This is a genomic window from Nitrosopumilus oxyclinae (genome assembly GCF_013407165.1).
Classification (GTDB): domain Archaea; phylum Thermoproteota; class Nitrososphaeria; order Nitrososphaerales; family Nitrosopumilaceae; genus Nitrosopumilus; species Nitrosopumilus oxyclinae.
In genome coordinates this window covers 829219-852549 of the sequence record NZ_CP026994.1, presented here as the reverse complement: position 1 = coordinate 852549, position 23331 = coordinate 829219, and the positions used below count along the sequence as shown (strand labels likewise).

Sequence of the window (23331 nt, the reverse complement as noted above, 5' to 3'; positions counted from 1 at the left end):
ATACAATTATTATCTTGATTCAATAAAAATTACATCTACAAGATCCTTATTGCTTCGTTTTGTAACTGTGTCTCGGTTTGCATTGTGGTAATTTTGTAAATGTGCCTTTCGAGTTTTTATTCCGTATTCTCTACATAATCTGCAAAAATAGGTTACCTGTCTACTTGATCTAGGTTTTGATTGATTCTCATATTCTTGTATCGTAGTTTGCATGGACTGTTTATTGAAATGCTAATATTTGAATATTGTCATGTACATGACATAATTGTCATATATAGACAATTTATGCAAAATCTTTATATTTTGTAATCTCTATTACATTAAATCGGTGATTAAAAGATGTTTGATGACCAATTCGAAAAAACATTTCGAAGATTATCTGGCCCCTTTTTTTCAATGGGGGATGTCTTTGAAATTCCAGACGGAGCCCAAGTCCAAACAATTGGACCATACTATTACGGCTATCATATGACCGTGGGACCTGATGGAAAACCCGTTGTAAAAGAATGGGGTAATGCAAAACCAACCACTGCAATCAGTGATTCTGGCATACGGGATGTCTATGTGGATGAGACAATTAATGAAAAAGAACGCATTTTACAACTCGTAGCTGAAATGCCAGGAATCGAAAAATCTGACATTCAGGTCAATGTTGCAGATAACATCGTGTCAATCTCTGCTGAACACGGAGAAAGAAAGTATGGAACAAAGATTCCATTAAAGTATGACATTGATGAAAATTCCGCAAAAGCAAAATACACAAACGGCGTATTGGAGCTGACATTCTCTCTTGCCGAAGAAAAACCCAAAGGCAAGATTGTGTCAGTAGAATGATTGGAGGGTGATACAATGAAAACCATTTCATCAATCAATCAGTTCAAAGAGTCTGTCAAATCTTCCGTGGAAAAAGTTTCTTCATATCCTGAAGAAATTATTTCCAAATGGAGGATTGGGAGGAGAAACTTCCCTTGAGGTGAACAACATGCAAAAAATCAGTTCTTGGGACAAAATGGTACATGCACCATTTAAGAAAGTGGTGAAGTTTGATCTTCTGTGCATAGCAATGGGAATGCCCATTGGTGCAGGAATCGCAACTGCATTTCTAACTGGTGATATTTACCAACTCGTTTCATGGTGGTAGAAAATGCCAGACACTTTGTGTAGAGTGTGTGGAGGGGAGTTGGATGTTGAAAAGCAATGTTTTCATTGCAATCAACCCCTCCAACTTTTTTGTACAAAATGCACAAATCCCACAGAAGTTAGATTTCACAGTCAATGCATGTACAGTGAGGAGATTCTATGCCATACGGTAGCATCACTGGCATAAGCCATAGAATTTCTCCTTCAAAAATGTGGGGGAGTTTATTCTCCTTCACATATCTCAATTTTTTATTATTTTAAAATAATCTCTATATCTATAGATCTTGTTTTTCTCTTTACAATTCAAACTAGTTTCTTCAATCTTTTAATGGAAAATTGACCTTGCCCTAGCAGTTAAATTCTATCAATTTCAGGCATAATTGTTTGAAGTTTCTAACAAGTGGCAAGGTAAAGGATCTTTATGATGTTGATGAATCCAGTATTTTGTTCAAATTCTCAGATAGGGTTTCTGCTTTTGATGTAAAGTTCAAACAAGATATTCCACGAAAGGGTGAGATTCTTTGTAAATTTGCAGAGTTTTGGTTTAACGAATTATCTGTACCTAATCACTTTATCAGACGAGAATCAGACACTGAAATCATTGTTAAAAAAATGAAGATGTTGCCAATCGAATGTGTAGTTCGTGGGTATTTTTATGGCAGTCTAGTTAGCAGATGGAAAAAAGGTGAGGTTACTTTACCTGAAGGTACAGATACCACATTGGCTGCAAAACTCCCTGAGCCTCTATTTGATCCTACAACGAAATCTGAACATGATATTCCAATAAACAAAGCAAAAGCATTGGAGATGAAACTTGTTTCTGAAGAACAATATGCCTGGTTAGAAAAAACTTCAATTGACATTTACAAAAAGATGGCGCAAATTGCAGACGGTGTTGGATTTATTCTGGCTGATTTGAAATTAGAGTTTGGATTATTGGATGGTAAAATTACATTAGGTGATTCAATTGGTCCTGATGAATACCGCTTGTGGCCCAAAGACTCCTTTGAGGTAGGAAAAATACAAGAAGCCTATGACAAACAACTCTTACGTGATTGGTTAACTGCAAATGGATATCAAAAACAGTTTGATGATGAACGTGATGCAGGACGTGAACCCGTTGCACCCGAAATCCCCGCTGAAATAATTTCAAAAATGACAGAACGCTATGTTACTGCATATGAGAAACTAACTGGACACTCATTGTAATGATATTGTCAACTCATTGTTGACTAGAAGTTAACATTCAACTCGATTTTTATTTTTGACCTATTGGAAAATCTTGTCCTGTAGGGTGATTTGACAACATCTTTTCCAGGATCTGCCTTTTTTGATATTTTTTGAAATTTCTAAAACCGCTACAATAATTATTCATCCTATACTATATTCATTGTAGTGCTACTGATTATTTTGATTGCACTACAATATCTATTGTACTGGTATCAATGGATATGGTAGCAGTCCAACATCTATTATAGTATACAAAAATTGATGCGATTAGACAAAAAAATATGATACGCGGATCTTTTAGATCGCTTTTTGAAGGTAATTCTGTATGTCTACGTTACTAGAAAAGCAAATCAAAGTTAATCGTACTGTTACAACAAGTGTTGGACACGCACGTGCAATTGAAGACCCTGCACGAGCAAAAATAGTTGAAATTTTATATCATCAGGCATTATCTGCTGATCAGATTTCTACTGCTCTAAAAAAGACAGGATACAAAAAAGCACTAACTACTGTCCGTCATCATTTAGAAATTCTAAAAGCATCTGGGCTAATTGAAATTGCCAGAATTGAGGAATCTCGTGGAGCCATTACAAAATTCTACAGTACATCTACAAAATTGTTGGATTTTCAAACTCCTGCAGATTTTGATTCAACATATTCAAAAATAATAACAAACACCTCGACGAAAATTGAGAAAATTCTCAAAGGATTAACACCAAAAACTAAATCAAAAGGTAAGAAATCTGAAGAGTACTCTCAATATCTTGTAATGGAGATTATGAACAGAGCAATGACTAATGTTCTTGAAAAATCAAGTACAAAATAATTGAACGAATTTGAAATGATTAATCACCTCAAACCGATCAACTCAAATTTTGCACTCGGAGCAAAAATACACAAAAAATCTCTAAAAAATACAATTCCAAGGGATACTGTTGGAAAAACATCTGCAACAATGCGGAAAAGTGAAAACTGATGGATGAGAAAGTTGTAAAACTATTTTCAGAAAAAAACCTTGTCTTTATTGCAACTGTTATGAAAGACGGTTCACCGCAAGTTTCACCTGTATGGGCTAATTATGAAGACGGATATGTTTTGGTAAATACTGCAGAGGGTAGAATAAAACACAAAAATGTTTTACGTGATCCTAGAGTTGCGGTATCTGTAGTGTCTAAAGACAATCCACTTGACATGACAACAATTCGTGGAACTGTTGATGAATTAATTCCAGACTATGAATACAAACATGCAGACAAACTTACACAACAATACATGGGTCGTGATCATTATCCGTTCAAACGAGATGATGAAAAAAGAGTCATACTAAAAATAAAACCAAACAAGGTTTTTGTTTTGCCTGAACTAAAGATGAGTGAGTAGAAAATAAAATGTTTCTAAATTCGAATTTAGAAACATAATACATTCAGTAGGGTGAATTTAAAAAAGATAGCAAGGACAGCTTATCGTCTACGTTTTGCTGCCTTTCTCTTTGGAGCGGCTTTGCGTTTAGATGCAGCTTTACGTTTTGGTGCTGCTTTTCTTTTTGCTGCCTTTCTCTTTGGAGCTGCTTTTTTGGCTGCAGTTCTTCTCTTTGGAGCGGCTCTGCGTTTAGTTGCTGCCTTTCTCTTTGGAGCTGCTTTTCGTTTGGCTGCTGCTTTTCGTTTAGGAGCTGCTTTTCTCTTTGGTGCAGATTTACCTGCATTCTTCCTTCGAGTTGCTGCTGCTTTTCTTTTACGAGCTGCTGCTGCCTTTAATGCCTCTGCTGCTGCTTTAGCTGCATTCCTCTTTCGAGTTCTTGCTGCTTTTTTAGCTGCTTCGGCTCTTTTGGCTTTAGATACTGCCATATAATTTTGCAAAAATCATCGGTGTTATATTGTAAAAGTCACACATTACTACGCGCTATATAGAAAAATTTGACACTTTTTTTGATTTTTTTAATTTATCGATCAGCAATTTGTAAGACAAACAACAGCTGTATCAACAGTTGATTGATCTTTTTGTGGACGAATAATTATTTTGTATTGTTTTTCTTCATCAAATGGAACATCAAACTGTGTTGTTCTTTGAATTGGTTTGTTTGGGTCAAGTCCTTCTAAAAACAAATCATTTGCTGAAAATTCTCCAAAAAATGCTTCATGTTTTTGATCTCTGTCATCTACAAAGTAGAATTGTCCTCCTGAAATCACTGTTTTTTCATCACTGATGTTTTTTGCAGTAATTCCAATCATTACAAACGTGTTTTCAGGTGTATTTTCTTTATCTCCGTTATGTGTTCCCTCAAATGTTATGACGTACTCTACCGGTCCTACAACTACTGGATTTCCTACACTTGATTCAATGAAATTTGTTTCATATTGGATATACATGAACATTGCAAATCCCATTGAAGCTACAATTGCTCCGATCACGATGACAATTCCAATTCCGCCCATTGATTTTTTGTAATAATTTTGGTATATAGTTGAAACGCAAAGTCTGAAAAAAAAGTTCAGACCTAACGCAAAAAATTGCGCCTTGTGAGAGGGGAAGGCCTGAACTCTAATTGTATTATTATACAAAATGACTTAAAATCGGCGGAATTTATGACTAGATCCTGGTTCCGTTTTGGAACTCAATATTGTAATCTTGTTGACATACACAGGATTATCTACTAATTTGTTCTAGTATAATTGAACATGCCTTGAGGCGAATTCGTCATTGTTCTCTGTCTTGAGGTTTTTGTTCTTTTTTTATGATTAAATGATGTTTGTCATATTTTCATAAGACGCCGATAATTTTTTATTTCTCATGTTTGGGAATTGTACCAATGACAAAAACAGTTCTTTTAGGTGCAATATTAGCCGCAGTTTTCACTGTAATGATGTTTGCATCTCCTATGGCTGACGCAATTACTGGTCTTCTAGACACAGAGGTAAAAGATAACAAAAACACCTACCAAAAAATTACATTTTCACTAGCTGGGGATGTTGTTACTGATGGCAGTGACTTTGGTGGATATGCTATTTTCACTGAAGGTGGTGATGTTATTGCAGTTACTTCTCACATGGGTGCTTACGATAGTGCAGGTCAACAATTTGATGATCCAGCAATCACGTTTGCTCTATGTAGTCCTGAACAGTTAGGTGCAGGATTATGTGGCCCTGAATGGCATTCACATCTTGTAAAGCCAGTAGCAAATAGTTTGTGTCAAATTGCATCTGTAGGCGCATTAACATTCGAAGAACCATCTGCAACAGTTGTTGCAAATCAGGATAACATCAAAGTAGTTAATGTGAAAAAAGGCACTAATTCATTTACAGAGTCTGTAACTGGAACTGCAACTGACTTTACAGCAGGAAATTCTGCTGTTGTTCCAAATCCTGTAACCGGAGTTGGAGTTGGAGTACCATTTGACTTGACACCTGTATTTGATGATGATGTATTACAAGCAATTTGCATCGGTCCTGAAAACACAGAACCACCAGAACCTCCTGGATTCTAACAGAATTCTATTTCTTTTCTTTATTTTTGATCAAAAAGGTGGGGGATTTCAGTAATATTTCCTTGTGATGTAATATCACATTGAATTTTTAGGCATACAGAAAACCTGCCAAAAACCTACAATAATTTGCCAAACATCTGCATAAAACAACAGTTTAACTATAAAATTTCATGATAATTTCTATGAGGAAGATTGTTCTATTCATTGCATCAAGTTTGGATGGATATATTGCAAAAAATGACGGTGGTGTTGATTGGCTTCCAGTAAGATGTTCTTCTGGATATGATGATTTTTACAAATCAATTGACACTGTAATTATGGGTAAAAAGACCTACTCTCAAATACTAACATTTGGGGCATATCCATACAAAGACAAGAAATCATACGTGCTTACTCGAAATGACACTTCAAGTAATAATGATATTCGATTTGTAAATGATGTTGAAAAATTAACAAAAAACCTTCTTACTAGTTCTGGCTCTGATATCTGGTTGGTAGGTGGGGCTGAAATAATCACTACTTTCATGAATCTTGGTTTGATTGATGAAATTATCCTATCAATAATACCTGTCGTTCTTGGCAGTGGGGTCCCCTTATTCAACAAAATTCAAAAAGAAACAAAATTTCAATTGATCAAAACTACCGAATATGATGCACTGGTTGAATTACATTACAAAGTTTTGAAATAATTTCCATTCAAATTATTGAATGATTTTTGTCTAAAAATGGTCTTTTTTTACTAATTTTTAGGGGGTTGAGCTTTTACGCACGACAACAATAGTTTGGGGGTCTTTAGCTGGGAGAGCTTGGTGGAATTAGGGTTGCATCTTATATCTAGGCACAAGTGTTACACCCCCCCTCCAAATGCCTGATTTTGAAAATTTCACAATGTGACTAAACATGCAAATTTTCAGGGGGGGTTTAACGCCTAGCCTTAATTTTGTAAAATCACTCATTTTAGAAAGTTATCTGAAATTGATGTGATCCAGTCAAATATTTGAAGAAATAGACTTGATGAAAGCATTCTAAATTCATCAAATATGTTGTTTGTAGATGCAAATGTTTCATTGATTGCTGATTCATCAATTTGTAACATACTCTCTTTCATCATCTAGTTTTAGGAAAATTTTGATTTTACTCTGTGTGTGCATTATTGGACACACATTTTGCCCCAAATAAGGGGGGGTTTTTTCGACAAAAAGATGGCTTGTGGACCAATTACTGCTTCAATTCTTTCTGAACTGTCTTTACAATGAAATGGACTGCTAATGCTAGTCCCATCACTTTGAAGAAATTATTCATGTAATTTGCCCTCTTTTTTGTCATATGTCTCAAGAACTTCGTCTATCATTTTGAGGAGATTCAATTCTGAATTGCCTCCCATTTTGTAGTTGGTTCATCAAGTCTGAGCTTGCTGACATTGATGCTAACATTGATTTCAAAGTTCTTCGTTGTGTGCTTGAATAACAAATTGCAGATATTCATTTTACAAACACCACCAAAGTTGCAATCATTGTTAAAACAAAAGCCTTGTTTTTTGATGCCTTGAGTTTAAGAAATTGGGTTTCTAAAAAACTTGGGTTTGTTGTATTTTTTGTTGTAAATTTTGTTGCTATCATACTCTATTGTAGTGAATTTTCGATATAAGGTCCGCGTAGAACTGATAAATCGTCTATTTTTTTAAAAGGTCTTCAACAAAAATCTGGCTGTTTTATCGTATTTTTCGGATACGCTATCTATTGCCTCTAGCATTGTTTGTTGATTGATGTTTTCCTTGTCATCCATCACTACATAGACTCCGACTTTTTGTTTTCCATCTTCAGTGATAATTTTGTTAATTGCCTGTATTGAATAGCAGTAGTCACTCACTTTTTTCTCAAATTTTGTTTTCTCTTCTGCACTAAATTCCAAATACCTTGCAATTTGATTATTTTTCATTTCAACTTTGGCACCAATTACTAGTATGCCTGGTTGCCCCTTTGGCTCAAATACCTCTACGGGAATTCCGTACTGTCCTGCATGTTTTACTAGGATTTGGAAATTATTTTCTGGGTTTTTTACTTCATCAAATGATAATCCTTCATGAATTATCCATCTCTCTACGTTATCTCTCATCCTTGATGCACTCATTGGAAATCTTTGAAATTAGTACTATATGATTCTAAATCTGAATAATTACCATACTAAATTTAAGATGTTTCTAAACTCGAGTTTAGAAATAACTGTTATCTTTACCTAGAAAACAAGAAATTATTTCTTAGATGTTGACATTAAAGCCTGAATCTATGCCTGGAACAGTTGATGCAATCACGATATTGAAAATTATGCCAATCACCATGAAGACAATACCGATATACAAACAATTTCTTGCCTTATGTGGATCATCTTTTCGTAAAATAAAAAATGCAATAATCCCACCAATCATTCCAAAGAAAATTGGCAACAGAAACCATGCATTGCTTCTAGTTTTTTCTGGATATGACATTCTTTTTCATCTTTACTTTGCAACTATAACTTTTTTCTGTAGTTGTGTGATTTCAATTTCTACTGTTTCTAAAGGATCTTCTACTTGATTACGTCTAATTGAGAACATTTTTGGTTTTTCAAAATCATCTGTGCAATCTGGACATGCATATACTAGTACTCTATGTTCATTTGGTGCTTTAGGATTTGACAATCTTGGATAATATACCAATCTTGCTCCACAATCAACACAATATCTGTTGGCCCTTCTAGTTCTGACCAATGTAAACCTCCTGCATCATTCTAAGTATGCGATCATCTATTAGATCTATATTGTCTAATAGAGTAAACCAATTACTTACAACCGATCAATATTTCTAAATTCGAATTTAGAAACATATTATTTACTATTCCTTGATTATACTGCTATTGTAAAAATAGAATATTTCAAAACTCGAGTTTAGAAAGAAGCGCCTCCCACCAGACTTGAACTGGTGACCAACCGGTTAACAGCCGGTTGCTCTACCACGCTGAGCTAGGGAGGCACACGATTTTACCTTGGCAAAAGTGATTTAATCTTTGCGACTATGCATAATAAACTAAAGTTTGAAAATGTTTAGTTAAATTTGGCAAAGAATTCTTTAATTTCTTTTGCATGACTTTCTACTAATTCAATAATTTCTAAGTGTTCATCAGCTGTTGGTTCTCTTTGATGTACAATTTGAAATGCACTAAGTGCTGAACCAACCATTTCGCCTACAAAAAAACCACATAAAAAATCCCCAATGTTTCCACAATCCCATGTTTCCCCGATTCTTGGAGATACACCTGCAGATTTGTATAATTCTAAAGTTTGCACTATTAAATCAGTTGTCTGTTTTGAAAATTCAGGATCAAGGGTCATTTGGTAAACTATGATTTTACTTTTCTATGCCTTTTTTCTTTTCAAATGAATAGATACCATCAAGGAACACTCTATGATCTTTGTTTTTTACTTTGGATCTTAATTCTATATTGGCAGCTGTTTGTGTAATATCTGTCCACACTTCCCCTGTAAGAATAACATCTTCTCCTTTTGGAACTACTTTGGTGTTTCCAACAATATGTGTTAATCTTGGAGCTCGCTCTCCTTGGAAATTTTCAATTATGATTGACTTTCCATCTACTTTGACAGTGATTGGAAAGTGAGAAAACACAATTTTCATTTTTATTGTATATCCAGTAACTAGACCTTCACAAATATTTCTAATAATTGATCTTGCAGTGTGTAATATTGCATAATCTCTCTTTTTTTGTTCAATTGTGGATAGGAGAATCTTGTTTTCTTCGATTTTGATGTTTACTGGTATGGTTCTAAAACTTTTGTGAGTTTTACCTAGGGGTCCTACAAAGTGCAACATGTGTTTCTTTAAAGTAACTGTGACTCCTTCTGGAATATCCACTTGATCTTGGAATTTTTCTAGTTGCTCAGTAGACATAACCTATCAAAAATCCTCCAATTCCTTTAGTTGCTGCATCATGATGTGACATTACTCCTTGGTTAGTTGTTACCAAAAGCATTCCTCTGTCATATGCGGGCAAATATTGTTGCTCCCAACTATTGTATTCATCAGTTTTTACTTTGAATCTTGGGGAAATTGCTCCACATTTTGTAATTTTTGCTAATAGTTTAATTTTGAATTTTCCGCCTCTTTTATCGTCAATATGCTCAAATTCGCCAATGTATCCATCTTTTTGAAGTGTTTTTAGAACTTCAATACCTAGTTTTGATGTTGGAAGAATGATACAATCTGATTTTCTTCTTGCTTCATTATTGTAAAGTGTGACAAATAGATTTGCTAAGATGTTTGTTGCTGGCATATTATATCACTTATTTTTCCTGAACCCTAAAGATGTTGCTACTTCTCTGAAGCATCGTCTGCATAACATTAAATCATATTTTTGAATAACTGCTGTATAATCTCCACATCTTTTACACCATCTGGAACCTCTACCAAAGTCGTGTTTTTTTCTTCCTGTTGCTTCGTATGATCTATCTTTTGCCATTATGTTATAGTCACTCCAAATTCTTTTTCTAGATAATCTTTTGCTTCTTGACTTTTGATAACGTGAGTTTTTCCAACTCTAGCTTTGTGTTTACTTCGAGTTCTAATTCCATATCCTGGTCTAGTTAATGTAATTGAAATCCCTAATCCTAAAATTCCAACTTGTGGATCATATTTTACTCCTGGAATATCGATGTGTTCATTAATTCCAAATGAAAAGTTTCCAAAATTATCAAATGATTTTCCGTTTATTGCATTACCTTTAGCTTCAAGTAATCTTTTCAATAATGCAACAGCATCTTCTCCACGAATTGTAACTGCAACTCCTATTGGTTCGCCTTTTCTTACTCCCCAATCTCTGTATGCTGCTTTTGCATTACGTGTTGATGGTTTTTTTCCAGAGATTTGTTCTAATGCAACTTGTGCTGTGGTAATTACATCTCCGGATTTGCCTAAACCCATGTTTAGAACAATTTTCTCTAAAGAGATTTTTTTCATTGGGGATTGTGTTACTTGAGACATAAGATCACTTTAATTGAATTATTGGCTCCTGTTTTCCAATTGGCATTATGATGTCTGCAGGAATTTCGATTTTTCTATCTCCTAATGTAAGGATGACTCTTTTAGGAAGAATGAATGTCCCTTCTTCAATTGATTCGATTTTACCAATTTGTCCTGCGTTGTTTCCTCTTGTAACTAGCCCTTGAATTCCTGTTTCTAATTTAATTACTTCAAGAATTTTTTGTTCTGGAACTTGAATTAAACATGCATCGCCAACATTTACTTTGGTATCTGAAATAATTGAACGTCCGTCATGGAATCCAATTTGCAATTTTCCTTTGTTGAGTGTAGTTTTAGTGGTAACTCTAACAAGTTTTTTAGATTTTTCTGATTCGTTGATTTTAATTGGTTTTAGTAATTTGTCTTCAGTTGGAACTAGACGATAAATATCTGATACATCTGTTAGTTCTACAACATCCATTAATCCAATTGAATGGTGAAGTGATTTTCTAACAACCCCATCAATTTTTACTCTTCCAGAATAAATTGATGCTTTAGCTTCTCTTAGACTAGTGACAATACTTAGCATGTCTCTAAGAAATACTGCTGTAGGAACTGAGAAACTTTTTTTATGTGAACCTGGTTTTACTGTAATTACAAATCGTTTTTCTTTTCTGCCAATTCCCCAGAACTGTGGGGCCATTTGACGTTTGAGTTTCTTACTACCTGCTATACTTACCATTAATTATCATCTTCCTCTTTTTTGGCTTTTTCTGCTACTTTTGTTTCTTTAGGGGCAACTTTTACAGGCTCTGTTTTTGTTTCAGTAGATACTTTTTCTGTTTTTGGTTGTTTTCTAGGATCTTTTCCTTCTAGTTTTGCAATTCTCCATTTGTCTACTGTGTTTAATGAAGTAACTACTAGATTAGATGTGTGAATGTAAACGTCAAATTTTTCCCCTTTAGTTTTTTCTTTCTTTACTCCTTCAATTGCAACACTGCTTTTTTGTGTAGATATTTTAGCTATTTTACCATCAACTCCTTTGAATTCTCCTCTTAGAATTGTAACGCTGTCTCCTTCGACTACTCTTACACTTCTTTTACCATATTTTTTATGAAGATCTTTTGAAAGTGCACTTCCCAGTTGTTTACTTTTAGTTTTGTATGTTGCCTGATAAATCATCTGATTGCGCATTTTAGTTGGTTTCATTTTATTATACCACCATTGATGCCAAGTTAGCTACTCTTGGCCATTTTTCTGTAGCTTCTGCTGCAACTGGTCCTTTGATGTCTGTTCCTTTAGTTTCCCCTTCTGGAGTTATTAGCACTGCTGCATTATCTTCGAAACAAACTCTTACACCATTTAATCTTCTAACTGCATATTTTTGTCTAATAATTACTGCGCCATACACTTGTTTCCTCAATTCTGCAGGACCTTTCTTAACTACAACATTACAAAAGTCACCAACAGATGCTGATGCAAGTCTTGATGATCTTGTTTTATGTCTTGGAACATTGATTACTTCTAAAATTTTAGCGCCAGAGTTATCTGCACATACAATGTTTGCACCGATTGGGATTACTTTGGTAACGTATGGTCTAAATTCTTCTACTCCTTTACCTGCTTGCTTTGCCATTATGCCTTAACCTCCACAACAACATATGATACTGATTTTGAGATTGGTCTGCATTCTGCAGTTAAGACATGATCTCCTGCTTCAACATCTATGCAGCCTGGTACATGTGCGTGAATTGTACTTGTACCCCTTGCATATCTCTTAAATTTACTAAAGTAAATTGGTGCATCTTTTTGTAATGTGATGGTTTGTTTTGCTTTGGCTCCTGTTACTTTACCATCAAAGAGTTTTCCTCTAATTGATAATCCGCCGTGGAATGGACAATGTCTGTCTTCACATTCTCTGGTTGGTTCTTTAACTTTTAATCCTATATTTTGAGTCATGCTCTTCCTCCAATTCTATCAAATGATCTTTTTGCAATTTTTGTGCCTTTAACTATTACATCCTTGCCTTGAATGGAAAATTTCCAACTGTTGGTTGATTTTGCAATGGATTTTGAACCATTTTCTGTGTTTATTGTAAACATTGATTTTGTTTCATTGGTAATTCTTCCATTTAATCCTACTACTTGAGAGTTGGTGGATTGAATGATCTCTGTATCTAATCCTATGAATTCATGTGATGTTATATTGTCTGCAGTAATCATTTCTCTTTCCTCATCTCAGTTAATCTTGTAAGCATTCTTGCAATGTCATGTCGTAATGGTTTTAGTTTTCCACTCTCTTTTCTCAATGTTCCTTTAGAACCATCAATTCTAAGTTTGGCAAGTTCACTGCGTGTTTCTTGAATTTTACCTTTAAGATCTTTTTCGTTTAATTGTTTAATTGTCTTCATACTGAGTCTGGTCATTTCAATTTGGCCTCCTCTTCTTCTAATGTTTCAAGTGTTTCCATTTTCTTTGCTTCAAGTGCAATTCTTTCTGATTCTGATTTTGCATCGTCTTTTTTGCCTTGTGCTTTAATCACTTCAACTTTAGCACCTTCAACATCGATTTCTTCAACTCTGGTTTTCTCTTCTTTTACTGCATTTGCTTTCATGGCTTTTTCAGTTCTCATTTCAAATTCTGGAATGAGTTTTTCTTTTTTAGCAATTCTAATTCTAACTCCAATTAATCCCATTGCTGTTTTTACGTGTGCAATGTCTTCATCAACAATAATCTCTGCATGGTGTCCTGCTCTTGGTAAAATTCCTTGGGTGTGTTTCTCAAATGCTGAACGGTCACCTCTAAGTTTTCCTGAAATTGTAATTTGAACGCCCATTGCACCACCTTCCATAATTTGTTTTAGTGTCCACATGGTTGCTCTTCTAAATGCTGTTCCTCTTTCCAAATGTGATGCCATTCTATTACACATTACACTAGGAGCTAATTCTGGTTTTTCAATTTCAACTACTGAAATTTGTGGGTTTTTTAATCCAAAGTCTGTTGCAAGTTTTTCTGTTAGTGCTCTAATTCCTGAACCTTTTCTTCCGATTACAATTCCAGGTCTTGTTACATGTAATGCAACTCTAGTACCAACTGGTGTTTTTGAAATCTCTGCATGTGAAAAACCTGCATCTTTGATTGCCTCTCTGAGATAATCTTTGAGTAACATCATGTTGTAGTTATCTTTAATTACATTTTTTACAGCTGACATTTCTAAATCTCCTTTGCCACCAATTCTACATGAGTTAATACATTGTTCTTTGGAGTTGCTCTTCCCATTGCTCTTGGGATGAATCTTTTAACAACTACTCCTTTGTGAACAGTTGCGTTTACAATTCTTAATCTATCTAAATCCATTCCTTTGTATTCTGCATTTGATTCTAAATTATCTAAAACTTTGATGAACTCTTTTGCAGTTTTTTGTGGATAACGTCCAGACATTACTCCTGGGTCAGGTCTATGTGCTACTTGGTTTTTGTATCTTCCAAATGGTACTGCTCTTTTTTTGTTAATTACTGCAATAAGATAGTCTCTTGCTTTTTCAATTGATAGTCCTTTGATTGAGACTGCAACTTCACGTGCATGTTTGTGAGAGATATCTTTTTCACGTAGTGATGAACGTACGTGTCTAGTTGGGTCATAATTTTGGAAAGCGTAATTGAATCTACCCATAATAATCACTTTAATGGCACGTAAAGGCTGGATCTTGATGCACCCACACCTGGGGCACCATGTGAAACCTTCTTGTTCGTTATTACATATTCTCCCAAATAATGTCCAATCATTTCAGTTGTTATTGTAACTGGTTGGAATTCTTTTCCGGAGAATGTGTTTACTGTAATGCCTACCATGTATGGTAGAACAATCAAATCTCTTACATGAGTTTTGATAGGATTTTTTAATTTACCTGCTTTTGCAGCTTTAATTTCTTCAATCAATTTTCTTTTTCCATCAGTGATCCCTCTGGTAAGTGATCGTCTTTGTCTGGAATTAAATAACAAGAATAATTTTTCTAGCGATAAACTATCTAGTTCCTCTTTTGGAATGCCTCTGTATAAAAATTCTTTAACCATCTCTATTCTCCTCTGTTAGTATTCTTCGAGTTCTATGGTCCATATTAGAGCATTCCTATCTTTGTTGCCAAATCTCTGGCTTTTTCGGTATTTTCAAACTGAACATAAGCTTTTTTGCCGTAAATTGTTCTTGCAGTGTTTACTTTTTTGACATTTTGATTATAGAGTGTCTTTACTGCTTCTGAAATTTCTGATTTATTTGCGGATATTTCTACTATGAAACAAATTTTACTTTCATTCTCAACCATTGCAAAGGTCTTTTCCGTAATGTACGGCTTTATGATAATTTTCATTGCTTGATCTACATTCATTGTGTTTTCACCATTACTTCGAGATGTGTTGATTTTATTTTTCCAATCTCCTCTATTGCAGATTTGGAATATACTGTTAATCTAATTGGATCAGAACCTGGGGCTAAATCTAACACACTCAAGTCTTTGACATTTCTTACTTCTACGCCTGGTAATGCACCTGTTGCTTGTGAGAGATTTGTTGAATTTGCAGTTACAAACAAAACACTTTTGCCTATTTTCTTGGTTCTGCCTCTAAGTCTTGATTGTCCAGAACGTGGTTTTCTTGCGTTTAATCTTTTGACATCTTGTGTTAATTTCAATGCATCTAGCACTTTGGTGATTTCACTTGTTTTAGAAATATTTTCAATATCATCTGATACTATGATTGGGAATGATTCTATTCCTTTTACTTTGTGACCTCTAAGTTCAACAAGATCTTTTGATGCTGTTGCTGCAATTGCAGAACATAATGCTAGTTTGTTCTCTTTTTTATTTAATTTCTTAAAAATCACTTTTTCTACAATTGGTGGATGTGCTTGTCTTCCGCCTCTAGTTGATGCGACTTCTGCACCTTGTCCTTGTCTTCCACCGCCCCCACCTTGCATTCTTGCAACACGAGATACACCTTGACCTGTTGGAGGATCGTTTGAATCTGCAACTACATCCATACCTGCCATTGGTTTTCTTCCTTGTCTTTGGAATTTATGAGATGTTAAATTAGTAACAGCTTTGTGAATTAGATCTTTTCTAAATGGAGTTGAGAATATTATTGGCAATTCAATTTCTGTATCCTTAGTTCCAGTTGTTGTGTAAGTTGATGTCTTCATTATACTACAACCTCCAAGATGTTTGGTTTATTGACTTTAACTGGTGCATTTCTGATTTGACTTCTAAGTTTGATTAATCTCTTGTAAGTTCCAGGGACTGAACCCTTTAGAATTATGAAGTCACCTTTAACTAATCCAAAATGTTTGTATCCGCCATCTGGATTAATTTTAATTTCATCTGATTCTGTATTGCCCATGATCATAATTCGTTTATCGTATTCTACTCTTTGATGGAATCCTGTTTGTCCTGATCTTGGAACTGTGTACATGACACTTTGTGGTGAGATGGGACCTAATGAACCAACTTCTCTAACTGTCTTTCTTGATTTGTGTTGTTTCTTTTTTACACCCCATCTTCTCATTGTACCTTGCCATCCATGACCTTTAGTAATAGCTGCAACATCTACAGTTGAACCTGTTTCAAAGATTTGATCAATTTTAATTTCTTTACCTAAATGTTCTTTGACATGTGCAAATTGTTTTGCAATGTCTCCTCCACTTACCATTGCTTCAAAAATATATGGTTTCTTCATTTCTAATCCTGCTGCTCTTGGAGAAACTGCAACAATTGCATAAATTTCTTTAATTCTTTTTAATCTTGTTTCTGCATTCTCCATTGATCCTGCAATATTTTTAATTGTAATTTCTTTGGCAATGTTTTTTGGAATGTCTTCTGCATACACATCAAACTCTGCATGTTTACCATCATGATCTTTTGAATATCCTCTGATTCCTAAAATTAACACTGGTGGTGTTACTAGTACTGTTCCTAAACTTACCAATTGTTTTCCTGCGTTTGGAACTTTATCACGGTCATCGATACTGACAATTTGAACACAACCTGCTTTGAAACCGCAGTGTGCCAAAATCTTTGGTTCTTCTGAAGATGATCTTGATGGCCAAGCTCTAATTCTTGCCTCCATTGTCTTTGCACGAACTCTACGTGAGTATGCTAGACTTCCTCTACGTGGTTGGTGTCTTTTTCGAGCTCCCATGACTAAATCGCATCATCGATTTCCCTCTATTAAACCATGTGAGATATCGTTAACCACTAAAAAAAATTAGGTTAACCAACTATGCCTAATTTGTTATGGGGAAATTAATTCTGAGGCCGCATTCCAAATTGTGTATCCTCCGATAATGATCCCTAATACTCCTAAACCAATTGCAAGTAACAAAAAATTTTTTCTTTCAGGCATTTTTGATTAATTATTGGCGTTAAGTATTGCCAATGTTCCTAACAATGCTTCTTCTAGACGTACAGTTTCAGTTGCTTGATTTGGGAAAAAGTTAATTGATTTTGCATTTTGAACTTTATTCATTCGTCCACCAATTATTTCATGAACTCCTTTCTCAGGAGATCCAAATACAACTAGGGTATGTTCATCTGATTTTGTATATTTTGATAACTGTTCATTGGATACTGGTTTCCCTTTTCTTGATGTTATGATGATGTTTCCTTTCCATTCTGATAGTATGGAAAACAAATTTGCTCGCTCTTTTACTGAGTATCCCCAATACTCTGGAACTTCACTTTTATCGATATCTTTGATTGAAAGTTTAGGATAACCTTCTTTGAATTTAATCGTAACTCTTTTTCCATTTGTGGTGTTGTTCCCATAATATCGAATCAATTGGTTAATTCCAACATCTACAAATTTTTCTCCCTTTGAACTTACTACAATTCCTTCTCTAATGTCTCCAGCTTTAATTTTTTTAGAATTAACTGGTGTGTTGTGACTTGGAATTTTTAATGGATGTAAAACTCCTGCAAATTTTAAATCATTCATCTTTGGAAATAATCTTCTTCTCAAAAATTGTGGTGTTTCTAAATATCTTAGAATCATTACCATTAATCCTGGATCTGTTTTTTTATTTCCTTCTTGATAGATGTAGATTGTATCGATTTTAAAAATTGCACAAGCTCTTGCTAGAACAGAAATTTTTCTAGTTTTATCAATTTTAAGGGATTCATCTGATAATGCAGACTCGGGAATTGCAACAGATAATTTCAATGTAATTTAATCTCTCAGGCCCTTAAAATAATTATTTTTGCTCGTGTGGGTATTTTGTTTTAGCTTCAGTTGCATATTTTGTAATCTGTTCATCTGATACTAATTCATACAACCCTGTTTCTTTTTTGATGCATGCCATTCTGATATGGTTTGTTCCTTCTTTATCTTCACTTGAAAGATAAATTCCTGCAGAAGCTAATATTGCAGCATCATCAAGTGAAAGATCTTCTTTGTATGTTTTCTCTAAAAAGTCAGTTACTTGATCAGAACCAGAACCAATTGCTATTGCATCATAAGAGATGTATGTTCCACTAGGGTCTGTTAGATACAATTGTGGTGTGTTGTTTACAACTCCACCTAGAATTAGTGCAACACCATATGGTCTTACACCTGCATATTGAGTATATTGTTGACATTGATCAGCTAAGTGTTTAGCAATTGTCTCGACTTCCACTGGCTCATCATAAATCATCTTGTTACTTTGTGAAAAGAATCTTGCATTGTCTACCTGACTTCTAGCATCTGGAATATATCCTGCTGCTGCAACTCCTACATGATCATCAATTTGGAAAATCTTTTGAGCAGTTTCTGAAATTTGTAATTTTCTTGGTTTTTCTTCCACTGCAATAACAATACCGTCTTTGCATTTTACTCCGACAGCAATTGTTCCTCTTCTTACAGTTTCAATAGCATATTCCACTTGGTATAGTCTACCGTCTGGTGAGAATACTGTAATTGCTCTATCGTAACCTTGTTGTGCAGGAAGCATTTGATTGCAATGCTTTGATTATACAATTTAAACCATGCCCATAATTGAGAGTAAATACTGCATTGATCGGAGCCTGGTTTTGTTTTGATTTTTACTAATCAAACCTTAATTTGAAACTGAATTCATGAGGGACATATGAAATTTGAAATAGGATTTTCAGGTCATGAAAATATTCGTTCAAACCATCAAAAAACTATTGAAATTACAAAAGATTCACATCTGACTCTTCGAGGAGATTGTATTATTGGTGTAAATGCAAAATCTGGTTGTGCAGATTTACCTGAAGAATTGAAAACTAAACTCAAAAATCCTGATTCTAAAGTAACTTTTTCAATTAAAGTTGGAGATGAAAACTTTGTAATTGAAGGTAAAGGGCATCCTGAACTTATTTTATCTCATTCTGATGATATCGTAATTAGGAAAAGTGATTTTATCTGTCCACGTACACTTGCAATAAAATGTGACAAGGCATCTGATTTACTACCTAGGAGTATGGTGAAGCAATTACAAGATCCAAAAACTCTAGGTACATTTACTATTGCAGTTGAATGATATTGTCACAATTTTATAGATGAAACTTTGATCATCCCTATGGGTCTTAAAACAAATATCTTTCTTCTAGTTCCATTGGCAACATTTGCAGCAATTGTAATTGGAGTAGGCATGTATATGACAATCTGCAAAAATTCAAACATTCCGCTTAATTGTTAGATCTATTGGATTTCTTAACACAATTTCCTGTTTTAGTTAATTCTACTTTAGCATGATTCTCTTAAAGCATGAATTGGATTTCTTATTGTGGTAAAACCTACAATAGAATTACCAATTTCTAAAATTCCCACTGATGTCGAATTAAAGAAATTAAAAGAATATTTCAAAGATATGCCTGTAAAAGAAATCCTTTCTGGTTTAAAATTTGCAAAAAATAGATGGTCTGCTAAAGATGCTGGTACTCTTAAAGTGGGAAGAAAAAGTATTATTCAGAAAGAAGTTCACTCTGTTACTACTGAGCAGGCCCAGTGGAGATTAAAAAATTGGAAGATGATGATTGCTAATTATCGTAGACGTGGGTATAGTTATCCTACAATCTCTAGAATAAAGAAAATTTTAATTCAAAAAAGCAAAAAGAAATCTAAATAATTTCTATTTGAATTGATTATTCCATTGATTCGACCATTTACGAATAAGAAATACTGTTATGCTGTATTCTACTATTAGAATTAGTAAGAATATTGGTAATCCTGATGGATGATCTGTTCTAAATATCATTTCTGTCCAATTAATTTCTAAATCATTAATGTCTTCAGAAATACCATCTTTGTTGATTCCAGTTATATCATATTCTGGAATTAAACTAGCATACATTGCACCTAATGATAATTCTACTATTATTACTATCAAAAGATATTTTCTAAATTTTCTTATGTTGTAAGCAGCATACCAATTCAAAATTGGAATGAAACAATAGATTGTTTGTCTTGTCAAGCTTACAGGACCATTGGCAGGCATAACATCATGAATTTATTATTCTTATTTACTATTGCTAAAAACTTCTAAAAATAAAATATGTTATTGGGTCCATCCCCAATTAACTAATTTTTTAACACTAGATGCTTTAACACAAGCTGGTTCTCCAGAATATTTGAAAATTAACTCCAGTGATTCTTTACATTGAACGCTTTCAGGTTGAACACCTTCACTAATTTGTTTTAATGGGGCTAAAGTTGTTCCATCTATCTTATTTGGATCATTAGTATCCATGGATAAAGTTTCATCTAATTCTACAATTATTGATGAATCACTTCCAAAAACCTCTTCCATATGTTTAGAGTCTGTAGATTCCATTCCACTTAGAATTTCAAATTCTTCTATGATTGCATCTACTAATTGTATGACTTCTGATGGATCTGCTCTTTGATCATATGCAAACCAAATTTCTCCATATGTATCATCGACATCTCCAGAATTTTCAATATCATTTCGTACTTCTTCGAAGATTTGTTGTGATCTCCAAATGAATGCTGAACCATCTTGAAATTCTGCCATTTCTACAATGTCGCCATCATCGATAGCTTCTTTGTATTCGACTTTGGATGTTTCAAGTAAACCATTGATTAATTGTGCTTTAAATGATGGATCGTTACTAAGTTCATCTCCAACTACAATGTCTCTTGCCTCTTGGATGATGTCTTTTGCATCTTCGATTGCAGATTGTGCAATGCTTCTACTTACCTTTGTACTTGCTTTATCTTTTAATTCCAACAAAGTTTGTTCAAGTTTTGCTTTGAATTCAGGATTGTCTTCTAAATGGACACTCATAGTTTCAAATAATTCTGCAATTGGATGTGTTGCATGAACTAATGCTAATTCAGAATTATTTTCATCAAGATTCATCTCTAATGCCCAAAAATGTCCTAGTGTTTCTTCAAGTGTTCCTGCAAATTCTAATTTTGAATCTTTATCAGAATCTGCAAAAGCTAATGGTGAACTTCCTAAAATAATTATGGATAAAATCACTAATGCAATTTTGTTCATTACATGAATGATTTCTAATTTAGTTTAAAATGTTTCTTTATTGTTATATTTTACATGTTCATATTCTAGAGATTAAGAATTGTAATTAGTTATTTTTTGTAATTCTAGATGAAGATATCTGTTTTTTTCTCAACAATTTGCTGTTTGAGTGAATCTGGTATATCTGGAATTGTGGACTTTGTTTGTCCTGCAATTACACTGTGTGCTTCCTCAAGAATAGCTAATGTGTCTGCGTTTGTATCTGGCACCATACTCATACTATCTCCAATTCCTACTGATGAACCAGACATTACATCTCCTAGTATTTGTGACAAATCTTGCATTGATGCATTTGCTTCTGGCATAATTCCATTTAGCGATGGACTTAGACCTTTGATTATTGCCATACATGGACTGAGTGTTACTACTACATCTCCTAATTCTGAAACTGTATCTAATCTGAGTTTGACTTGTTCCATGGATAGCTTTGCTCCGCCTACCATGTTCTTCATTTTTCTAACTTGAGTTAATTCCCCTGCGTATGCCTGAGCGTATGCAGGTTTGTTGTTTCTTTGTGCATTTACTATTTTTTCAAAAATCTTATCATGTTTTATCCGTAATTTTTCATTAATTCCTTCTAATTTTGAAATCTGGAATTGTAATTTTTTTTGTGCAAAGTCAATCTTGTTTTTTAGCGGCTCATCTGGCTTTACTTTTCCCATAACTCTTTGAGAGATACTTTCTCCTTCTGTTTTGTTCCAAGAGTTACTAATCATACCTTTATCCAAATTATAGTTGTTTTTTTTGTTTTAAATAGAGTTGTCACTGTATGTGGTGTCACTGGAGTTACACAAGTGAGCAGTTACACTATCCAAAAGTAAATGTGAATATCTGAAATCCACTTCCTTCCACTTTGATCTCCATAAGGTGACTAGAACTCATGTCACTATTGATAATATTGTACAATCCTGGCTCTGTTACATGTACAATATTGTTATCGGCAATATCTTTGCCTGCATATTCTGATGATACTGGTTCTCCATCCAAAAATATTTCCAATTCTGCTGAATTCTCAGTTACAATGTTTACTTCTTTGGCATTGTAAAGTAACTTGATAGTCCCTGTTTCGGAGATTAATTTCATACTGTCATCATAATTCTTCCAATCTCCTATTGGGTAGAATTTATGCAAGTCTATGTTTTCTGGTTCAGAATATGATATAGTTTTCCCTGGATGAAATCCTTCTTCACTACCTAATTGATTTCTATTTTGTGCAAACTTGTAACCAAAATACAGTTCAGGAGTTCTAAATATTGTATGTTCAAACTCTTCAATATCTACAAGAGATGTTGTTGATGTCATCTGAATTCCTAATGATGTGGATCGTTCTTCTAATAATTTCTGAATAACTTTTTCAGTTTCTTGATAGCTGCCCTCTCCAATATGATCATATCTGATGTATCCTTCATGATCTGCAATGTATTTTCTTGGCCAATATCTATTTTCAAAAGCTTTCCAAGTTTCCATATCATTATCTAATACAACAGGATATTCTATTCCATATTTGTCAATGGCAATTTGAACATTTTTGGGATCTTTCTCAAATTCAAATTCAGGTGAATGAATTCCTACAATTAGTAATCCTTGATCAGAATATTTGTCATCCCATGCAGTAATGTATGGTAATGTTCTGATGCAATTGATGCAACTATAAGTCCAAATATCATACAGAACAACCTTGTCTTCTATCTCTTTAGATAATTCTTCTGGTGTGGTGTTAAGATGATTGGCAATCCCTACTAATTTTGGTGCTTTTTTAAATCCTGATTTGTCAATTTCTGAAAGTGAATTCATATCTGTGAATGTGGTAGATGATTGCACATCTTGATCCAATGATGAGAAAATTACTCCTACAACTCCTAATCCTGCAGCTATGATGATTCCGAAAATTATCCCTGTTTTAATTTCTGAATTCATTAAA

General features: G+C 34.1%; 40 protein-coding genes and 1 tRNA gene. 9 read left to right on the top strand and 32 right to left on the bottom strand.

Annotated elements, in window-relative coordinates:
* Positions 1-9 precede the first annotated feature (9 nt).
* Positions 10-213, bottom strand: a complete 204-nt coding sequence (locus tag C5F49_RS05080; protein WP_179361934.1) for a hypothetical protein — start codon at positions 211-213, stop codon at positions 10-12.
* 126 nt (positions 214-339) lie between these two features.
* Here C5F49_RS05080 and hsp20 point away from each other — a divergent pair, with 126 nt between their 5' ends.
* The 5 genes from hsp20 to C5F49_RS05055 all read left to right on the top strand — a co-directional run bounded on the left by hsp20 (position 340) and on the right by C5F49_RS05055 (position 3750).
* Positions 340-834, top strand: coding sequence for an archaeal heat shock protein Hsp20 (hsp20, locus tag C5F49_RS05075; RefSeq protein WP_246275286.1), 495 nt, complete (start codon positions 340-342; stop codon positions 832-834).
* 148 nt (positions 835-982) lie between these two features.
* A complete protein-coding gene (locus C5F49_RS05070) occupies positions 983-1141 on the top strand; it encodes a hypothetical protein (protein WP_179361933.1) in 159 nt (52 codons plus the stop codon).
* Positions 1142-1524: 383 nt separating this feature from the next.
* Entirely contained in the window at positions 1525-2349 is an 825-nt protein-coding gene (gene purC, locus C5F49_RS05065; RefSeq protein ID WP_179361932.1) for a phosphoribosylaminoimidazolesuccinocarboxamide synthase, read from the top strand.
* 346 nt (positions 2350-2695) lie between these two features.
* On the top strand, positions 2696-3196 hold the full coding sequence (locus tag C5F49_RS05060; protein WP_179361931.1) for a winged helix-turn-helix domain-containing protein: 501 nt from the start codon (positions 2696-2698) through the stop codon (positions 3194-3196).
* Positions 3197-3345: 149 nt separating this feature from the next.
* Complete coding sequence (locus C5F49_RS05055) at positions 3346-3750, top strand: PPOX class F420-dependent oxidoreductase (RefSeq protein WP_179361930.1); 405 nt, start codon at positions 3346-3348, stop codon at positions 3748-3750.
* A gap of 80 nt (positions 3751-3830) precedes the next feature.
* Here C5F49_RS05055 and C5F49_RS09785 read toward each other — a convergent pair whose 3' ends face one another.
* On the bottom strand, positions 3831-4214 hold the full coding sequence (locus C5F49_RS09785; protein WP_425489604.1) for a hypothetical protein: 384 nt from the start codon (positions 4212-4214) through the stop codon (positions 3831-3833).
* Positions 4215-4316: 102 nt separating this feature from the next.
* Entirely contained in the window at positions 4317-4802 is a 486-nt protein-coding gene (locus C5F49_RS05050) for a DUF4352 domain-containing protein (RefSeq protein ID WP_179361929.1), read from the bottom strand.
* Between the two features lie 374 nt (positions 4803-5176).
* Between C5F49_RS05050 and C5F49_RS05045 the strand changes: the two genes are divergently transcribed.
* Both C5F49_RS05045 and C5F49_RS05040 read left to right on the top strand, forming a co-directional pair.
* Positions 5177-5851 (top strand): hypothetical protein, encoded by a 675-nt coding sequence (locus C5F49_RS05045; protein ID WP_179361928.1) that lies wholly within the window; start codon positions 5177-5179, stop codon positions 5849-5851.
* 182 nt (positions 5852-6033) lie between these two features.
* The gene (locus C5F49_RS05040) at positions 6034-6540 is read left to right on the top strand and encodes a dihydrofolate reductase family protein (protein ID WP_179361927.1); all 507 of its coding nucleotides are present in this window, start codon (positions 6034-6036) and stop codon (positions 6538-6540) included.
* A gap of 263 nt (positions 6541-6803) precedes the next feature.
* Here the strand turns inward: C5F49_RS05040 and C5F49_RS05035 are convergent, their stop codons facing one another.
* From C5F49_RS05035 to psmA, 25 genes are all read right to left on the bottom strand, one after another.
* Positions 6804-6959 carry a hypothetical protein gene (locus C5F49_RS05035; RefSeq protein WP_179361926.1) on the bottom strand — a complete coding sequence of 52 codons (156 nt, stop codon included), beginning with the start codon at positions 6957-6959 and terminating at the stop codon, positions 6804-6806.
* A 373-nt stretch (positions 6960-7332) separates the two neighbouring features.
* Positions 7333-7470, bottom strand: a complete 138-nt coding sequence (locus C5F49_RS05030; protein WP_179361925.1) for a hypothetical protein — start codon at positions 7468-7470, stop codon at positions 7333-7335.
* Positions 7471-7531: 61 nt separating this feature from the next.
* Positions 7532-7981 (bottom strand): DUF2299 family protein, encoded by a 450-nt coding sequence (locus tag C5F49_RS05025; RefSeq protein WP_179361924.1) that lies wholly within the window; start codon positions 7979-7981, stop codon positions 7532-7534.
* Between the two features lie 127 nt (positions 7982-8108).
* Entirely contained in the window at positions 8109-8336 is a 228-nt protein-coding gene (locus tag C5F49_RS05020) for a hypothetical protein (protein WP_179361923.1), read from the bottom strand.
* A 12-nt stretch (positions 8337-8348) separates the two neighbouring features.
* Positions 8349-8597 carry a hypothetical protein gene (locus tag C5F49_RS05015; RefSeq protein ID WP_179361922.1) on the bottom strand — a complete coding sequence of 83 codons (249 nt, stop codon included), beginning with the start codon at positions 8595-8597 and terminating at the stop codon, positions 8349-8351.
* Between the two features lie 188 nt (positions 8598-8785).
* Positions 8786-8859, bottom strand: a tRNA-Asn gene (locus tag C5F49_RS05010).
* A gap of 71 nt (positions 8860-8930) precedes the next feature.
* On the bottom strand, positions 8931-9218 hold the full coding sequence (locus tag C5F49_RS05005; protein ID WP_179361921.1) for a hypothetical protein: 288 nt from the start codon (positions 9216-9218) through the stop codon (positions 8931-8933).
* Positions 9219-9234: 16 nt separating this feature from the next.
* Positions 9235-9792, bottom strand: coding sequence for a 50S ribosomal protein L6 (locus tag C5F49_RS05000; RefSeq protein WP_179361920.1), 558 nt, complete (start codon positions 9790-9792; stop codon positions 9235-9237).
* Positions 9782-10174, bottom strand: coding sequence for a 30S ribosomal protein S8 (locus C5F49_RS04995; protein ID WP_179361919.1), 393 nt, complete (start codon positions 10172-10174; stop codon positions 9782-9784). Before C5F49_RS04995 ends, C5F49_RS05000 begins: the two co-directional genes overlap by 11 nt.
* 6 nt (positions 10175-10180) lie before the next feature.
* Positions 10181-10360, bottom strand: coding sequence for a 30S ribosomal protein S14 (locus C5F49_RS04990; RefSeq protein WP_008300270.1), 180 nt, complete (start codon positions 10358-10360; stop codon positions 10181-10183).
* Positions 10360-10881: a 50S ribosomal protein L5 gene (locus tag C5F49_RS04985; protein ID WP_179361918.1), complete on the bottom strand. Its 522-nt coding sequence runs from the start codon at positions 10879-10881 to the stop codon at positions 10360-10362. The genes C5F49_RS04990 and C5F49_RS04985 overlap by 1 nt, the downstream gene beginning before the upstream one ends.
* A gap of 4 nt (positions 10882-10885) precedes the next feature.
* Positions 10886-11602, bottom strand: a complete 717-nt coding sequence (locus C5F49_RS04980; RefSeq protein WP_179361917.1) for a 30S ribosomal protein S4e — start codon at positions 11600-11602, stop codon at positions 10886-10888.
* Complete coding sequence (rplX, locus tag C5F49_RS04975) at positions 11602-12069, bottom strand: 50S ribosomal protein L24 (RefSeq protein ID WP_179361916.1); 468 nt, start codon at positions 12067-12069, stop codon at positions 11602-11604. Before rplX ends, C5F49_RS04980 begins: the two co-directional genes overlap by 1 nt.
* Before the next feature lie 4 nt (positions 12070-12073).
* Complete coding sequence (locus C5F49_RS04970) at positions 12074-12496, bottom strand: 50S ribosomal protein L14 (RefSeq protein WP_179361915.1); 423 nt, start codon at positions 12494-12496, stop codon at positions 12074-12076.
* Positions 12496-12819: a 30S ribosomal protein S17 gene (locus tag C5F49_RS04965; protein ID WP_179361914.1), complete on the bottom strand. Its 324-nt coding sequence runs from the start codon at positions 12817-12819 to the stop codon at positions 12496-12498. The genes C5F49_RS04970 and C5F49_RS04965 overlap by 1 nt, the downstream gene beginning before the upstream one ends.
* Positions 12816-13082: a ribonuclease P protein component 1 gene (locus C5F49_RS04960; protein ID WP_179361913.1), complete on the bottom strand. Its 267-nt coding sequence runs from the start codon at positions 13080-13082 to the stop codon at positions 12816-12818. Before C5F49_RS04960 ends, C5F49_RS04965 begins: the two co-directional genes overlap by 4 nt.
* Positions 13079-13285 (bottom strand): 50S ribosomal protein L29, encoded by a 207-nt coding sequence (gene rpmC, locus C5F49_RS04955; RefSeq protein WP_179361912.1) that lies wholly within the window; start codon positions 13283-13285, stop codon positions 13079-13081. Before rpmC ends, C5F49_RS04960 begins: the two co-directional genes overlap by 4 nt.
* The gene (locus tag C5F49_RS04950; protein ID WP_179361911.1) at positions 13282-14070 is read right to left on the bottom strand and encodes a 30S ribosomal protein S3; all 789 of its coding nucleotides are present in this window, start codon (positions 14068-14070) and stop codon (positions 13282-13284) included. The genes rpmC and C5F49_RS04950 overlap by 4 nt, the downstream gene beginning before the upstream one ends.
* Before the next feature lie 2 nt (positions 14071-14072).
* Entirely contained in the window at positions 14073-14531 is a 459-nt protein-coding gene (locus C5F49_RS04945; protein WP_179361910.1) for a 50S ribosomal protein L22, read from the bottom strand.
* A 5-nt stretch (positions 14532-14536) separates the two neighbouring features.
* Positions 14537-14932, bottom strand: coding sequence for a 30S ribosomal protein S19 (locus tag C5F49_RS04940; RefSeq protein WP_179361909.1), 396 nt, complete (start codon positions 14930-14932; stop codon positions 14537-14539).
* 44 nt (positions 14933-14976) lie between these two features.
* Positions 14977-15243, bottom strand: coding sequence for a 50S ribosomal protein L23 (locus C5F49_RS04935; protein WP_179361908.1), 267 nt, complete (start codon positions 15241-15243; stop codon positions 14977-14979).
* Positions 15240-16052, bottom strand: a complete 813-nt coding sequence (gene rpl4p / locus C5F49_RS04930; protein WP_179361907.1) for a 50S ribosomal protein L4 — start codon at positions 16050-16052, stop codon at positions 15240-15242. The genes C5F49_RS04935 and rpl4p overlap by 4 nt, the downstream gene beginning before the upstream one ends.
* Positions 16052-17047: a 50S ribosomal protein L3 gene (locus tag C5F49_RS04925; protein WP_179361906.1), complete on the bottom strand. Its 996-nt coding sequence runs from the start codon at positions 17045-17047 to the stop codon at positions 16052-16054. The genes rpl4p and C5F49_RS04925 overlap by 1 nt, the downstream gene beginning before the upstream one ends.
* Positions 17048-17257: 210 nt before the next feature.
* A complete protein-coding gene (locus C5F49_RS04920; RefSeq protein WP_179361905.1) occupies positions 17258-18067 on the bottom strand; it encodes a putative RNA uridine N3 methyltransferase in 810 nt (269 codons plus the stop codon).
* 31 nt (positions 18068-18098) lie between these two features.
* Positions 18099-18836: an archaeal proteasome endopeptidase complex subunit alpha gene (gene psmA / locus C5F49_RS04915; RefSeq protein ID WP_179361904.1), complete on the bottom strand. Its 738-nt coding sequence runs from the start codon at positions 18834-18836 to the stop codon at positions 18099-18101.
* A gap of 135 nt (positions 18837-18971) precedes the next feature.
* On the opposite strand from psmA, the gene C5F49_RS04910 reads away from it, so the two are divergent.
* Both C5F49_RS04910 and C5F49_RS04905 read left to right on the top strand, forming a co-directional pair.
* Positions 18972-19388 carry a DUF371 domain-containing protein gene (locus C5F49_RS04910; RefSeq protein ID WP_179361903.1) on the top strand — a complete coding sequence of 139 codons (417 nt, stop codon included), beginning with the start codon at positions 18972-18974 and terminating at the stop codon, positions 19386-19388.
* A gap of 246 nt (positions 19389-19634) precedes the next feature.
* Positions 19635-19976 carry a hypothetical protein gene (locus C5F49_RS04905; RefSeq protein WP_179361902.1) on the top strand — a complete coding sequence of 114 codons (342 nt, stop codon included), beginning with the start codon at positions 19635-19637 and terminating at the stop codon, positions 19974-19976.
* Positions 19977-19979: 3 nt separating this feature from the next.
* On the opposite strand, the gene C5F49_RS04900 is transcribed toward C5F49_RS04905, so the two are convergent.
* From C5F49_RS04900 to C5F49_RS04885, 4 genes are all read right to left on the bottom strand, one after another.
* Positions 19980-20345, bottom strand: coding sequence for a hypothetical protein (locus tag C5F49_RS04900; RefSeq protein WP_179361901.1), 366 nt, complete (start codon positions 20343-20345; stop codon positions 19980-19982).
* Between the two features lie 60 nt (positions 20346-20405).
* Positions 20406-21371: a hypothetical protein gene (locus tag C5F49_RS04895; RefSeq protein ID WP_179361900.1), complete on the bottom strand. Its 966-nt coding sequence runs from the start codon at positions 21369-21371 to the stop codon at positions 20406-20408.
* A gap of 104 nt (positions 21372-21475) precedes the next feature.
* On the bottom strand, positions 21476-22126 hold the full coding sequence (locus C5F49_RS04890) for a Snf7 family protein (RefSeq protein ID WP_179361899.1): 651 nt from the start codon (positions 22124-22126) through the stop codon (positions 21476-21478).
* A gap of 91 nt (positions 22127-22217) precedes the next feature.
* A complete protein-coding gene (locus C5F49_RS04885; protein WP_179361898.1) occupies positions 22218-23327 on the bottom strand; it encodes a redoxin family protein in 1110 nt (369 codons plus the stop codon).
* Positions 23328-23331 lie beyond the last annotated feature (4 nt).

Bases quoted from the DNA above. Each gene is read 5' to 3' on its own strand.
- rpmC (WP_179361912.1), bottom strand. From the start codon at position 13,285: ATGACCAGACTCAGTATGAAGACAATTAAACAATTAAACGAAAAAGAT.
- C5F49_RS05005 (WP_179361921.1), bottom strand. From the start codon at position 9,218: ATGACCCTTGATCCTGAATTTTCAAAACAGACAACTGATTTAATAGTG.
- C5F49_RS04960 (WP_179361913.1), bottom strand. From the start codon at position 13,082: ATGATTACTGCAGACAATATAACATCACATGAATTCATAGGATTAGAT.
- C5F49_RS05070 (WP_179361933.1), top strand. From the start codon at position 983: ATGCAAAAAATCAGTTCTTGGGACAAAATGGTACATGCACCATTTAAG.
- C5F49_RS04950 (WP_179361911.1), bottom strand. From the start codon at position 14,070: ATGTCAGCTGTAAAAAATGTAATTAAAGATAACTACAACATGATGTTA.
- C5F49_RS04965 (WP_179361914.1), bottom strand. From the start codon at position 12,819: ATGACTCAAAATATAGGATTAAAAGTTAAAGAACCAACCAGAGAATGT.
- C5F49_RS04895 (WP_179361900.1), bottom strand. From the start codon at position 21,371: ATGAACAAAATTGCATTAGTGATTTTATCCATAATTATTTTAGGAAGT.
- C5F49_RS05025 (WP_179361924.1), bottom strand. From the start codon at position 7,981: ATGAGTGCATCAAGGATGAGAGATAACGTAGAGAGATGGATAATTCAT.
- C5F49_RS04980 (WP_179361917.1), bottom strand. From the start codon at position 11,602: ATGGTAAGTATAGCAGGTAGTAAGAAACTCAAACGTCAAATGGCCCCA.
- C5F49_RS05030 (WP_179361925.1), bottom strand. From the start codon at position 7,470: ATGATAGCAACAAAATTTACAACAAAAAATACAACAAACCCAAGTTTT.
- rplX (WP_179361916.1), bottom strand. From the start codon at position 12,069: ATGAAACCAACTAAAATGCGCAATCAGATGATTTATCAGGCAACATAC.
- C5F49_RS05020 (WP_179361923.1), bottom strand. From the start codon at position 8,336: ATGTCATATCCAGAAAAAACTAGAAGCAATGCATGGTTTCTGTTGCCA.
- C5F49_RS05045 (WP_179361928.1), top strand. From the start codon at position 5,177: ATGACAAAAACAGTTCTTTTAGGTGCAATATTAGCCGCAGTTTTCACT.
- C5F49_RS05060 (WP_179361931.1), top strand. From the start codon at position 2,696: ATGTCTACGTTACTAGAAAAGCAAATCAAAGTTAATCGTACTGTTACA.
- C5F49_RS05035 (WP_179361926.1), bottom strand. From the start codon at position 6,959: ATGAAAGAGAGTATGTTACAAATTGATGAATCAGCAATCAATGAAACA.
- C5F49_RS04990 (WP_008300270.1), bottom strand. From the start codon at position 10,360: ATGGCAAAAGATAGATCATACGAAGCAACAGGAAGAAAAAAACACGAC.
- psmA (WP_179361904.1), bottom strand. From the start codon at position 18,836: ATGCTTCCTGCACAACAAGGTTACGATAGAGCAATTACAGTATTCTCA.
- C5F49_RS04890 (WP_179361899.1), bottom strand. From the start codon at position 22,126: ATGATTAGTAACTCTTGGAACAAAACAGAAGGAGAAAGTATCTCTCAA.
- C5F49_RS04995 (WP_179361919.1), bottom strand. From the start codon at position 10,174: ATGCCAGCAACAAACATCTTAGCAAATCTATTTGTCACACTTTACAAT.
- C5F49_RS09785 (WP_425489604.1), bottom strand. From the start codon at position 4,214: ATGGCAGTATCTAAAGCCAAAAGAGCCGAAGCAGCTAAAAAAGCAGCA.
- hsp20 (WP_246275286.1), top strand. From the start codon at position 340: ATGTTTGATGACCAATTCGAAAAAACATTTCGAAGATTATCTGGCCCC.
- C5F49_RS04985 (WP_179361918.1), bottom strand. From the start codon at position 10,881: ATGTCTCAAGTAACACAATCCCCAATGAAAAAAATCTCTTTAGAGAAA.
- C5F49_RS04900 (WP_179361901.1), bottom strand. From the start codon at position 20,345: ATGCCTGCCAATGGTCCTGTAAGCTTGACAAGACAAACAATCTATTGT.
- C5F49_RS05055 (WP_179361930.1), top strand. From the start codon at position 3,346: ATGGATGAGAAAGTTGTAAAACTATTTTCAGAAAAAAACCTTGTCTTT.
- C5F49_RS04925 (WP_179361906.1), bottom strand. From the start codon at position 17,047: ATGGGAGCTCGAAAAAGACACCAACCACGTAGAGGAAGTCTAGCATAC.
- C5F49_RS05040 (WP_179361927.1), top strand. From the start codon at position 6,034: ATGAGGAAGATTGTTCTATTCATTGCATCAAGTTTGGATGGATATATT.
- C5F49_RS04970 (WP_179361915.1), bottom strand. From the start codon at position 12,496: ATGGCAAAGCAAGCAGGTAAAGGAGTAGAAGAATTTAGACCATACGTT.
- C5F49_RS04945 (WP_179361910.1), bottom strand. From the start codon at position 14,531: ATGGGTAGATTCAATTACGCTTTCCAAAATTATGACCCAACTAGACAC.
- C5F49_RS05050 (WP_179361929.1), bottom strand. From the start codon at position 4,802: ATGGGCGGAATTGGAATTGTCATCGTGATCGGAGCAATTGTAGCTTCA.
- C5F49_RS05000 (WP_179361920.1), bottom strand. From the start codon at position 9,792: ATGTCTACTGAGCAACTAGAAAAATTCCAAGATCAAGTGGATATTCCA.
- C5F49_RS05080 (WP_179361934.1), bottom strand. From the start codon at position 213: ATGCAAACTACGATACAAGAATATGAGAATCAATCAAAACCTAGATCA.
- C5F49_RS04885 (WP_179361898.1), bottom strand. From the start codon at position 23,327: ATGAATTCAGAAATTAAAACAGGGATAATTTTCGGAATCATCATAGCT.
- C5F49_RS04935 (WP_179361908.1), bottom strand. From the start codon at position 15,243: ATGAATGTAGATCAAGCAATGAAAATTATCATAAAGCCGTACATTACG.
- C5F49_RS04940 (WP_179361909.1), bottom strand. From the start codon at position 14,932: ATGGTTAAAGAATTTTTATACAGAGGCATTCCAAAAGAGGAACTAGAT.
- C5F49_RS04910 (WP_179361903.1), top strand. From the start codon at position 18,972: ATGAAATTTGAAATAGGATTTTCAGGTCATGAAAATATTCGTTCAAAC.
- rpl4p (WP_179361907.1), bottom strand. From the start codon at position 16,052: ATGAAGACATCAACTTACACAACAACTGGAACTAAGGATACAGAAATT.